This window comes from Psychrobacter coccoides (genome assembly GCF_017498085.1).
Classification (GTDB): domain Bacteria; phylum Pseudomonadota; class Gammaproteobacteria; order Pseudomonadales; family Moraxellaceae; genus Psychrobacter; species Psychrobacter coccoides.
Genome location: NZ_JAGBKM010000034.1, coordinates 1 through 12,149 on the forward strand (window position 1 = coordinate 1; position 12,149 = coordinate 12,149).

10 protein-coding genes are annotated in these 12,149 nt (G+C 43.5%); 9 read left to right on the plus strand and 1 reads right to left on the minus strand.

The genetic code is table 11. The features are described from left to right. From J3492_RS12495 to J3492_RS12530, 8 genes are all read left to right on the plus strand, one after another. Nucleotides 1-514, plus strand: a 514-nt coding sequence (locus J3492_RS12495) for a TRAP transporter small permease (protein WP_207991737.1), incomplete at its 5' end; no start/stop codon positions are given. Continuing rightward, a complete protein-coding gene (locus J3492_RS12500) occupies nt 511-1,803 on the plus strand; it encodes a TRAP transporter large permease (protein WP_207992375.1) in 1,293 nt (430 codons plus the stop codon). The genes J3492_RS12495 and J3492_RS12500, both read left to right, overlap by 4 nt. A gap of 577 nt (nt 1,804-2,380) precedes the next feature. Beyond that, entirely contained in the window at nt 2,381-3,211 is an 831-nt protein-coding gene (locus J3492_RS12505; RefSeq protein ID WP_201574490.1) for a p-hydroxycinnamoyl CoA hydratase/lyase, read from the plus strand. Nucleotides 3,212-3,524: 313 nt separating this feature from the next. Next, on the plus strand, nt 3,525-5,420 hold the full coding sequence (locus tag J3492_RS12510) for a feruloyl-CoA synthase (RefSeq protein ID WP_207992376.1): 1,896 nt from the start codon (nt 3,525-3,527) through the stop codon (nt 5,418-5,420). A gap of 50 nt (nt 5,421-5,470) precedes the next feature. Then, nucleotides 5,471-5,926 (plus strand): MarR family winged helix-turn-helix transcriptional regulator, encoded by a 456-nt coding sequence (locus J3492_RS12515; RefSeq protein WP_207992377.1) that lies wholly within the window; start codon nt 5,471-5,473, stop codon nt 5,924-5,926. 430 nt (nt 5,927-6,356) lie between these two features. Continuing rightward, a complete protein-coding gene (locus J3492_RS12520) occupies nt 6,357-7,448 on the plus strand; it encodes a TRAP transporter substrate-binding protein (RefSeq protein WP_243453255.1) in 1,092 nt (363 codons plus the stop codon). 38 nt (nt 7,449-7,486) lie between these two features. Then, the gene (locus J3492_RS12525) at nt 7,487-9,289 is read left to right on the plus strand and encodes an acyl-CoA dehydrogenase C-terminal domain-containing protein (protein WP_207992378.1); all 1,803 of its coding nucleotides are present in this window, start codon (nt 7,487-7,489) and stop codon (nt 9,287-9,289) included. A gap of 144 nt (nt 9,290-9,433) precedes the next feature. Further along, nucleotides 9,434-10,888, plus strand: coding sequence for an aldehyde dehydrogenase family protein (locus J3492_RS12530; protein WP_207992379.1), 1,455 nt, complete (start codon nt 9,434-9,436; stop codon nt 10,886-10,888). A gap of 165 nt (nt 10,889-11,053) precedes the next feature. On the opposite strand, the gene J3492_RS12535 is transcribed toward J3492_RS12530, so the two are convergent. Beyond that, entirely contained in the window at nt 11,054-11,872 is an 819-nt protein-coding gene (locus J3492_RS12535; RefSeq protein WP_341534145.1) for a sigma 54-interacting transcriptional regulator, read from the minus strand. On the opposite strand from J3492_RS12535, the gene J3492_RS12540 reads away from it, so the two are divergent. After that, a partial coding sequence (locus J3492_RS12540; RefSeq protein WP_207991124.1) for an IS1/IS1595 family N-terminal zinc-binding domain-containing protein occupies nt 11,850-12,149 on the plus strand: 300 nt, incomplete at its 3' end. The two genes, J3492_RS12535 and J3492_RS12540, sit on opposite strands and share 23 nt — an antisense overlap.

Consider the following 12,149-nt stretch of genomic DNA (forward strand, 5'->3'; position numbering starts at 1 on the left):
CAAACTCAGCACCCTCATCTCCAGGCTGTGTCAGTTTATCGGCGGCATCAGCCTAGTGATCATCGTCCTCGTCACCATCCTTGACGTCGGCGCCCGCTACATCTTCAAACTCACCGGCGGCGACATGGGCTTCACCGTCAAAGGCAGCGTCGAGATCGTCTCCTACTTCATGCTCTTCGCCCTACTGGCCGCCTTTGCCGCCTATGTCGAGCGCTCACAAATCATCGTCGACGTCTTCACCCAAAAGATGCCCAAAGCCATCAAAGGCTACATGATGGGCATCTTCATGATGGGCTTCTTCTTTATCGGCCTCGTCTTCACCTGGGGGTTATACGAAAGCGCCCTAGACGCCATCGAATTTGGCAAAGTCACCCAAGACCTCAGACTCTCCATGATGCCCATCTACCTGATCAGCGCAGCACTCAGCCTACTACTGGCCATCCGCTCACTCATCGAATCCATCAACATCTTTAGAACAGGCGAATTCTTTGACGCCGAGGAGGCAGGCGCATGAGCCCAGAAATAATCGGAGCCATCGGCTTACTCATCATGATCATACTGGTCGTCGTCAGAGTCCCCGTCGCCCTCGCCATGCTCGGCGTCGGCCTCGTCGGCTTTGGCGCCGTCACCAGCTCAGACGGGGCCCTACAAATGCTCAAAGACCTCCCAGTCGACGTCTTAGCCAAGTATGACTTCAGCGCCATCCCACTATTCATTTTAATGGGCGTCTTTGCCACCCACTCAGGCATGGCCGCCAAACTCTTTGACGCCACCCGCACCATCTTTGGCGGCGTCAGAGGCAGTCTTGGCATCGCCGGCATCGGATCCTCAGGCATCTTCGCCTCCATCTCAGGCTCCTCCCTTGCCACCGCCTCCACCATGACCCGTGTCGCCTTACCGCAAATGGAGAAATACGGCTACAAACCCGGCTTTGCCTGCGGCATCCTCGCCGCTGGTGGTACCCTTGGCATCATGATCCCGCCCAGCATCGCCTTACTGGTCTACGCCATCCTCACCGAACAATCAGTCGGTGACATGTTTATCGCCGGCTTTCTGCCTGGCATCCTTGGCATGGTCATGTACTCCTTGACCGTCATGATCATGGTACGCTGGAAACCGCACCTCGCCCCGCGCGGCGAGAAGACCCCCTGGAAAGACAAACTGCTGTCCCTAACCGGACTCATCCCCTTTGGCTTTATCTTTGTTCTGATCATTGCCGGTATCTTCTTTGGCCTGTTTACCCCAACCGAAGGGGCCGCTGTCGGTGCCTTTGCCTCTTGGGCGTATGCTGCTGCCAAAGGCATGCGTATGAGAGGACTGAAACAGTCACTGATTGAGACCCTAGCTCTGTCTGCTGTGGTGTTCTTTATGCTACTGGGTGCTGAAGCTTTAGGCTACTTTATCTCAGTCTCCAGACTGTCTTATTCGTTAGCCACTTGGATTGGTGGTTTGGCCGTCAGTCCGATGATCGTTCTGCTGGCCATCTTGCTGATGTACTTCCTGCTTGGTCTGTTTATGGATGCGCTCGCCATGTTGGTGATTACCATTCCAGTGGTGTTCCCCATCATTCTAGCCTTGGGCTTTGATCCGATCTGGTTTGGTATCATTGCGGTACTTACGGTAGAGCTGGGTCTGATCACGCCGCCGATGGGGATGAATATCTTTGTGATTAAGGCGGTGGCACCGCATATTAAGCTGTCGGAGATGTTTAGGGGGGTGGCGCCTTTTATTGTCTCTGATTTTGTCAGGCTGGCAATCCTACTCGCTTTCCCGGTGATCTCGCTAGGACTGTTGGGGGGATAGGGTATTCGCTGGTGTTATATGAAAAGAGCCATGTTGTGAGACAGCATGGCTTTTTTGTGCTTACAAGTATGAGTGAGATAGATCAGTGAATATATGTGACGTAGTTATTAAGTGGGCAGTTATTGAGTGGTTTTAGTTTTTGATATATGAAGCTTCAGTCGTTATACGTTAATACTAGGTTTACTTACCCATTCAGCCAATCTATGACAGGACCATTTTTGTCAACTAGCTTTATTTTATATATTATTGACTTATCAAGTTTCTTTAGGAGTGAGTTCATTGTATTTGAACCACGAATATATAGAAACAGCTGTATTTTAGGAGCTGTTGATGTTTGTTATCAGTGATATATACTCTAAGAGTGAATGATATAATAATATAGATATCCTATAGTTCTTAAAAAACCCTTTGCAAGTTATAAAGTTTGTTGATAATATGAATTAAACATCAATAGCCCGTCATACATAATTGATTCTTTAACTTATAAAATGAGTTACTTGATGATAGATGTTGATAGTGGGGATAATCTTACTTAAACCTATCAAGGAAAGTAATCAAACGAACAAAGGAGCACACTATGTCAGATTATGAAAATCGCTGGACAACCGTCAAAGTAGAAGTAAACGAAAACATTGCTTGGGTGACACTAAATCGTCCAGATCAGCGTAACAGTATGAGTCCAACGCTTAACCGAGAAATGATAGAGGTATTAGAGACTCTAGAGCAAGACCCAGATGCAGGTGTGGTCGTTATCACAGGCGAAGGTAGTGCTTGGACTGCAGGTATGGATCTCAAAGAGTATTTCCGTGAGACAGATGGGCAACCTGAAATTGCTCAAGAGAAAGCGCGTAGAGACGCTTGTAGATGGCAGTGGCAACTTCTACGTATGTACAATAAGCCGACCATTGCTATGGTAAACGGTTGGTGTTTCGGTGGTGCTTTTTCGCCACTAGTCGCTTGTGATCTTGCTTATTGTGCCGATGAAGCAACCTTTGGTCTGTCAGAAATCAACTGGGGTATCCCTCCAGGCAATCTCGTTAGCAAAGCGATGGCAGACACTGTGGGTCACCGTGAGTCTTTATATTACATTATGACGGGCGAACCGTTTAAAGGTAAAAAAGCGGAACAAATGGGTTTGGTAAATAAGAGTGTGCCACTTGATGAGCTGAAAGCTGAAGTAGAAAAAGTTGCAAAAGTTCTTTTAGAGAAAAACCCAGTGGTTCTACGCTATGCAAAAAATGGGTTTAAGCGCTGCCGAGAGCTTACTTGGGATCAAAACGAAGACTACCTCTACGCTAAGCTTGATCAGTGTCTCATGCGTGATCCAGAAAATGGTCGTGCTGAAGGTATGCGTCAGTTCCTTGACGAAAAAAGCATCAAACCAGGATTACAAACCTATAAGCGTTAAAATTTTGACATCTTCTGTTTTATGAGAAAAAACATATAACTCATCCTAATCTTCACATCTATCCTGAGGTCCCTTTTTGATAGAGGGATCTCAATATTTTTAGACTTAAGAAATAGTAGAGGAGTAAGCTCGACTAAAGCTCCATTCTGGAAAAGGAATTCCAACATTAGTTACGTATATCTTAGCCTGATCTGGCTTGATGGTATTTCCTCAGAGATGAAGCCATACATTGAAGACCATACGCCAAAATACATATCCGATATGACGCAGTAAAAAACAAGGAAGAAGTTAATCAAGACTAATGGAGTGCTTCATGACCCAATTGACCTATCATAGCTACCCAGAAAGAGCAGTTTCTGTCGGTAGTCACGACGTTTCAGTTCACTATAAAAGCGCACAAGAAGGCGATATTATTTATATTGACGCTGTTGAGGAACTGCAGGACTATCCAGAGTGTCTATTCGATAAGCTATATGAGTATGCTAAAAAATATCCTGACAGAATACTTATCGCCCAACGTGAGCTCAATACCGAAACGGGTGAACGCGGCGACTGGATAGAAATCACCTACAGTGAAGTACTACAAAAGACTCGAAACATCGCTCAAGCATTGCTTGAATACGACCTTTCAGCAGAAAATCCACTGATGATATTGTCTGAAAACTCATTGGAAGTATTCTTGCTGATGTTTGGTGCCATGCTTGCTGGCGCTCCTTTTACTTTGATCGCACCTGCTTATTCATTACTTGCCAAAACGCCTGATAAGTTGCAATACGTAATAGATAAACTTACACCAGCGCTGTTTTATGCTGGTGATGGCAAGGGTTTTTTGCGTCAGCTCAAGGCGTGTGGTCAGCTAGATAAACCTATCATCACTTCGACAGGAGACCTTGATGGCGAATCATGCCTGCATTTCAACGACTTTGTGATGAAGAATGCAACTGAGGAGGTCGAGAAAAAACATCATCAGATCAACGCCGATAGTATTGTAAAGTTTCTGTTTACTTCAGGTTCGACCGGCGATCCTAAGGTGGTACCGACTACCCATCGTATGCTGTGTAGTAACCAGCAAATGCTTAAGCAAACGCTACGCTTAACAGAAGAAGAGCCGCTTGTACTGATTGATTGGTTGAGCTGGCATCATACTTTTGGAGGTAGTCACAACCTTGGCGTTGCCTTATATAATGGCGGGACGTTTTATATTGATGATGGCCGCCCTGTCGTAGGTAAATTCGACGAGACAATTCGTAACCTTAAAGAGATTTCTCCAAGCAAGTACTTCAACGTACCAATAGGCTGGGCTATGCTTGCCAATGCTTTGGAAGAAGATAAGGTATTGCGAGATAACTTTTTTAAAAACATTGACTTATACTTTTTTGGTGGCGCAGGATTGTCGCCAGAGCTTTGGCAACAGCTTTGTGACATCAGTTACCAACACTGCGGTGAAAAAATTCGCATTATGGCAGGGCTGGGCATGACTGAGACCTCACCCTCTTGTACTTTTACAACAGGCCCATCGAATGCTACTGCCAGTTTTGTTGGTTTTCCTGCTCCTGGCGTTGAGATAAAGCTTGTTCCTATACAGGACAAACTAGAGTTACGTATTAGAGGGCCACATGTTATGTCAGGGTATTGGCGACATGACTCTACTGACCCCAATATTTCTGCTAGCTTTGATGAAGAAGGTTTTTACTGTACAGGGGATGGGCTAGTGTTTTATAACCCTGACAATCCTTTAGAGGGTCTGGTATATGACGGCCGTATTGCTGAAGATTTTAAATTAATGACAGGTACTTTTGTCAATGTTGGGGAGTTAAGAGGCCGCATAGTAATGCAAGGTCTTGATTTGATTGAAGATGCTGTGTTGACTGGTGAAGGAAAAAGCGAAATCGGTGCTTTGGTATTTATTAAAGAAAAAGCCGCTCGGAAGCTAACAGGGCTGAGCGATGCTAAGTTAAAAGAGGTGCTAGAACACGATAAAGTACAAACATGGTTTAATGGCTTTATGAACAAGATTAACGATGGGTGTGATGCAAGTTCAAAAAGGATCGCCCGTATCTATCTGATGGAAAATCAAGCCAGTGTTGTTGAAGGTGAGAAAACAGATAAGGGAACGCTCAATCAACGAAAATTACGCAACAATAGAAAGCAAGAACTCAAGGCGTTATACGGACAAGAAGTAGATAAATTGAGGTTTTTAGCCAAATAGCCTAACATGCGTCACCAGAGTATTTAACATGGCCGAGTAAGGAAAATAAATTGAAAAATATAGCACTAGATAAGCTTATCAGCAATGCCCCAACCGTGAGTTATAGTATAGGAAAACTAGATAAGCTTATTCATCAACAGCTTAGCGACGCACTATCAGAAATGGGCGTGAGCTTACCCCAGTTTACCATGCTATCAAATCTACACCTACATGGTGAAATGGCAAATGCTAAATTGGCTGCACGTTCATTTATCAGTCCTCAAGCCTCTAATCAAATCATTAAAACGATGGAAGAGAAGGGGTGGATAAGCAAATGTGATGATCCCAATCATGGACGTATTCTCCTTATTGGACTGACGCCGGAAGGGCAGGAAATCTATGGAAGATGTAAGGTAAAATCGATGGTGTTTGAGAATAAAATGCTGGCAGGGCTCCCAGCTGAAAATGTGCTAATGCTAAAAGCCACTGTCCAACGATTGATAGCGAACCTCAAAGAGGATGCTTGAAGTGGTGCTTCCCTCTAAAGCCCCTAGCGTAAAAGATACCTTCTGTAAAATTATACGCGCTCCCTACATTCCATTTTATTAATAAAAACAACTTTAGCAGTACTTACAAATAATAAAGTTTGTAAGTATTGGCTTGTCTTAAAAAGTAAGAGTTTATCTGAATTATTGTCAACTTAGTTGATAAAATTATTTTATAATATTCTTGTTTAATATCAAATATGTCTTTATTATAGGTATTATCAGAAATAATATATAAGTTTTGTTATCTATATATATAAAGAAGACTTATAGTATCCTATTATTTGTTTCTGATTCAGATGTCATTGTATTGTGAAGTTTTTTAGTCAATACAATCATTATTTAACTTAAGAATCTACGGCTCAATTGAGTGTTGTTTTGCCTTGATTCTATCAATCAAAAGGATTTGATTATGTCCAACATCCCTTCTAGCGCCCCTCATAAATTTAGCTGTTCAAAGTTATTCTCGGCACTTGTAGTATCTATCACAGCCACAGCAGGCTTGATGGCGTGTGATAGTGGCTCAGACTCACAGGTAACAGATACCAATTCTGATGAGACTATTGTGTTGCGTATGTCTCACTTCATGCCAGCGCCATCGGTAATGAACACGCAAGCATTCGAACCTTGGGCTAAAAAGATAGAAGAAGAGTCTAATGGCCGTATTAAAATCGAAAACTATCCAGGGGCAATGCTTAGTGAACCTGATGCAACTTATGATGCTGCTGCCAAGGGAACGGTTGATATTGGTATTCAGCTGCAAGGGTATACCAGTGGACGCTTCCCCTTGTCTCAGATTGCTGAGTTACCTGGTATGTCAAATTCAGCTTTACAGATGAGCTGTCTCATGCAGACTTTATATGATAACGGGACAATTGCTGGTGAATACGATGATACGCATGTATTGGCTCTGTGGGGCTTAGGTCCTGGAGTTTTACACAGTAATGAACCAATCGCTGTACCTAGTGATATGAAGGGTCTGCGGATACGTCGTCCATCTGCAGTTGCTGGTGATATTATAGAAAGTATGGGAGCTGCGCCTGTCGGGTTACCTGCGACAGATATCTATACTTCTTTGCAGCGCGGCGTTATAGATGGCTTAAGCTTACCATGGGATGGTGTGCCTATCTTTCGTGTTAACGAGTTAGTTGATAATCATACTAATATTCCCTTGTATTCATCAAGCTTTGTAATGACCATGAATAAAGCAAAGTACGACTCACTTCCAGATGATCTAAAAAAAGTTATAGACGATAATTCGGGTATGGTGTTTTCTCAAATGGTTGGAAACCTGACTGGTGAAGGGGATATAACAGCACTGCAAGCGGCTAAAGATGCAGGTAACAACATTATTGACATTCCAGATCCACTAAATGACCCTAACTGGTCAGAACCGTTAAAACAAGGTTCACAAAAGTATCTTGATTCTTTGAACATAAGCGCTGCAGATGCTGATGCGATATATAAAGAAGTGCAAGAGGTTAGTCAAGCTTGCAAGATATAAGTTGATGTAGATAAAACTGTCAAATTAAAGGAAAACCTATGCGTATTTATAATGCTCCTTTACAAGAAATGCAATTTTTGCTGACTGAAGTTTTTGATGCCCCATCGTTTTGGCGAGATAATGAAAGCCTCAGTCACATTGATATGGATACTGTAAGTATGGTGCTTGAGGAGTTGGCGAAATTCACTAAAAACGTGCTTTTACCGCTCAATCGTAGCGGTGATGAAGAGGGCGTTAAGTTTACACATGATGCGCAAGGTTATGGACAGGTAACTACACCAACTGGTTTTAAACAGGCATACCAGCAATACATGGAGGCGGGTTGGATTGGCTTAGGTGCAACGTCAGAATATGGCGGGCAAGGTTTTCCCAAAATGGTATCTATGTTTCAAGAAGAGATGATGTTTAGTGCCAATCAAGCTTTTGCGCTTTATCCCAATCTTGCTTTAGGTGCAGGCCTGTGTCTATTAGAATCAGCTTCTGAAGAACTAAAAAATATTTATCTGGAAAAAATATACTCAGGTGAATGGGCAGGCACTATGTGCTTGACTGAAGCACATGCGGGCACGGATTTAGGACTTATCAAAACCAAAGCGGTTCCTAATAAAGAGGGAAGCTACGATATTACGGGAAGTAAAATCTTTATTACCGCTGGCGACCATGACTTGACTGAGAACATTATTCATTTGGTATTAGCGAAGACGCCAGGCGCCCCTGCTGGCTCTAAGGGCACTTCTTTATTTATTGTGCCGAAATACTTGGTTGAAAAAGATGACAAGGGTGACTATCAGAGTGGTGAGCGCAACGCTGCCTCTGTCGGTTCTGTCGAGCATAAAATGGGCGTCAAAGGTTCAGCCACTTGTGTGTTAAATTTTGACAAGGCCAAGGGTTGGATGGTGGGTGAGGAAAACACGGGGCTTGCCTCTATGTTCATTATCATGAACTACGAACGTCTCGCTATTGGGGTTCAAGGAATTAGTGTCACAGAGTTGGCTTATCAAAATGCAGTCGCCTATGCTAATGATCGATTGCAGTCTCGTAGTGATTCAGGTATAAAAAACCCTGATAAGCCAGCAGATGCCTTAATCCACCATGCAGATGTACGTCGGATGCTGCTCAATGCAAAATCCCATGCCGAAGTCTCTCGTTGCTTTGCGATGTACGTTGCCAAACAATTGGATATTGCAAAATACAGCAATGACAAGCAAATCGTCGAAACTGCAAATAATCGTGTTGCTTTATTGACACCGATCACTAAAGCCTTTTTGAGCGATAAAGGCTTCGAAGCAGCAGTTGACTGCCAGCAAGTATTTGGCGGTCATGGTTATATTCGTGAGTGGGGCATGGAACAGATTGTGCGCGACGCTCGAATTGCACAGATTTATGAAGGCGCTAACGGCATTCAGGCATTAGATTTATTAGGGCGCAAAGTGGCCAGAGATAGTGGCGCAATGCTTTTTGATTTTTTAGCTGAAATACGCGGTTATATTGCGAACATGCAAGCCGAGCATGGCATCGAACAGGCCACATTGAATGCTGCCAATGATATTGAATGTTTGACCAAAACGTTATTAATGAACATCAATGAGCGTAAAGATGAAGTTAATGGCTGTGCCGTGAATTACTTACACGCTGTCGGTTATCTTTGTTTTGCTTATATGTATGCGATGATCGTAGAGACCTGCCAAGGCAAGGATGAAGTGTTTTATGCTAATAAATTGAAATTGGCAGACTATTTTATCGATCATATTTTACCTCGTATGCAATCACATATAGCAATGGCTCAAGCAGGAAGTGAGTCGATGATGGCTTTTGATTTGGCCTATTTTGATCATATGTGAATCAAAAGTTAATATAAACCCGTCGTTAAGTCTCTATCAGCAGCCCTAATATTTGAATGTTCAACAGACCCTAAGTAAATAAAAGCAGTTTCTGTAGTCATTTAAAAAAACCACTTAAAAAAGTCATTTAAAAAAGGAGTTTACATGTCTAACTACAACAATCTACATCATAACTACATCAATGGTGAATGGCGTGATGGTACCTCAAGCCACGAAATCGTAACCAGCAATCCCTTCACTGGTGAAGAAATTGCAACCTTCAAAGCCGCCAGCTTAGATGATCTCAACGAATCTTATGAGGCGCTTGAAAAGGCACAACAACAGTGGCGTGAGACCAACCCTTATGTCATGAGCCAAATTATCGAGCAAGCAGCACAAGTGATGATCAATCGCCGTGAAGAGCTCATTGATTTACTGGTGCGTGAGTCTGGCTCTACCGTGATAAAAGCCAATGTCGAAGTCGATGCCTGTATTGGCGTGATTAAAGTCGCAGCAGAATATCCATTTTTATTGGAAACCACTGTCGCACGCTCAGCCATTCCTAATAAGACAAACCATATCATTCGTAAACCTGCTGGAGTAGTGACCGTCATTGGTCCTTTTAACTTCCCAATGTTCCTAGCTATGCGCTCAGTCGTAACAGCCTTAGCCAGTGGCAACACGGTATTGCTAAAACCTGCCTCTACCACGCCGATTACCGGTGGTATCTTACTGGCCAAAATATTTGAAGAAGCAGGACTGCCAGCGGGTGCGCTATCAGTTGTTGTACCCAAAACATCTGAGATTGGTGATGCTCTTTATACTCACCCAACTCCCAATATCATCTCCTTTACAGGTTCTACCGAAGTCGGTCAGCGCATAGGAGAAATGGCAGGTCGTGAAATCAAACGCTCCATCTTAGAGCTTGGTGGTAACAATGCATTTGTCGTACTAGAAGATGCCGATGTTGATTATGCCGCGCGCTCAGCGGTCTTTGGTCGCTTCTTACACAGTGGTCAGATTTGTATGTCAGTGAACCGCCTCATTGTCCATGAATCTGTCTTTGATGAGTTTGCAGAAAAGTTTGTCAAATATACCAAAGGACTAAAAGTAGGTGATCCTTCACAAGCGGATGTCTTGGTCGGACCTCTAATCGACGAGCATGAAGCGAGGCGTGTTGAAGAAGCTGTCAAGCAGGCAATCGAAGAAGGTGCGGAAATGCTACTTGAAGGCAAACGCGAAGGCGCTCTCGTCTATCCGTACGTCTTAAAAGGCAGCAATGATGTCTATTCAGCCCGTACAGAAATGTTCGGTCCTGTCGCCACTTTGATTTCACATACTGGCGATGAAGACGCACTACGCTTAGCCAATGACACCAGTGCCGGCTTGAGCGGCGCAGTGCACTCTGCTGATATTGCCCGTGCGCAGAAGTTTGCCGCAGGTTGGAAGACGGGTATGGTTCATATCAACGACCAAAGTGTCAATGATGAGCCGCGTATTGCCTTTGGTGGCGAAAAAGCCTCAGGGGTGGGGCGCTTTGGTCGTCATATTACCTTTGATGAGTTCACCACTTATCAGTGGGTATCGGTACAGACTGAACAACGTCCGTATCCAGTTTAAGGGGTAGTCAAATCCACGCATAGTTAGTGTTGCTAGTGATTTAAGAAAGCCATGATGGCCTATAATAAGGTTGTCATGGTTTTTTTGTTTTTAATATGCTCTGATAGAAAGTCATTATTTTCATGAATGGAAGACATGGTTAGCCACAAATTTTTTACAATACAATCAGCGTGAAGAATCTAGGCTTGATTTACTAAGTCTATAGTCAAGCTTCGCTCGGCTAATATTCAGCAAGCGTGCGGCTTTAGAGATGTTACCGTCACATTGATTCAAAGCTGCATGAATCAGCTTATCATTAAACTTTTCTAGATCAAAACCTTCATGGAACAAAGTTTCGAGGGCTTGGTTCACGTTGTTGTCATCAGCGGCATGCAGGTTGCCGCTAGTCGCTGATATTTTTAGTTTCTGACCACTTTGGCTATGTCTCTCTTGAATGTTAGACAGCATTAAGTCAGCGGCATCAATGAGGTTATGGTCTTCATTAAGGATAACCGCACGCTCAATAACGTTTTGAATTTCACGAACATTGCCAGGCCAAGTATGCAAATTAAGATACTCACGAGCCTCATCCGTAAAGCCCTTAATGCTTTTTTGATACATTGCGGCATACTTTTGCAAAAAAAACTTAGCCAGCAATAAGATATCTTGTTTACGTTCTCTTAACGGTGGGATGTGGATAGGGAAGGTGCTCAGGCGATAATATAAGTCTTGACGAAACTTTCCTTCCGTGACAGCAGTTTGTAAATCTTCATTGGTGGCTACTATGACTCGAACATCGATCAAGATCTCTGTGTAGCTGCCCACACGATTGAGTACACCTTCTTGTAAAACTCTCAAGAGAGAGGCTTGCGCTCGTGGAGAAAGCTCAACTACCTCATCTAAAAATAGGTGGTGTATCAGAAAGTATGCTGAGGAAATAAAAGGAGAGTGACAGCCGAAGCAAGATGATATATTTGAGGTTATGAAGACACAAATAGAAATCAGCTGCCCCGACTGTCACAGTTCTAGTTTAAAGAAAAACGGCATAAAAAGCTATGGTAAGCAGAACTACCAATGTAAGGACTGTAACCGCCAGTTCATTGGCGACCATGCCTTAACCTATAATGGCTGTCACTCTCAAATAGAAGACCTCATACGGCTAATGACGGTTAGAGGTTGCGGCGTTAGAGACATAGCTATTATAGCCTCAGTCAGTATCGGTAAAGTATTGAGCACCATAGGCTCATCTGTTTATAAGATTGCGCCTAAGAAGCGCTACTAT

Coding starts and splice junctions, on each gene's coding strand:
- J3492_RS12500 (WP_207992375.1), top strand. CDS start 511: ATGAGCCCAGAAATAATCGGAGCCATCGGCTTACTCATCATGATCATA.
- J3492_RS12505 (WP_201574490.1), top strand. CDS start 2,381: ATGTCAGATTATGAAAATCGCTGGACAACCGTCAAAGTAGAAGTAAAC.
- J3492_RS12510 (WP_207992376.1), top strand. CDS start 3,525: ATGACCCAATTGACCTATCATAGCTACCCAGAAAGAGCAGTTTCTGTC.
- J3492_RS12520 (WP_243453255.1), top strand. CDS start 6,357: ATGTCCAACATCCCTTCTAGCGCCCCTCATAAATTTAGCTGTTCAAAG.
- J3492_RS12525 (WP_207992378.1), top strand. CDS start 7,487: ATGCGTATTTATAATGCTCCTTTACAAGAAATGCAATTTTTGCTGACT.
- J3492_RS12530 (WP_207992379.1), top strand. CDS start 9,434: ATGTCTAACTACAACAATCTACATCATAACTACATCAATGGTGAATGG.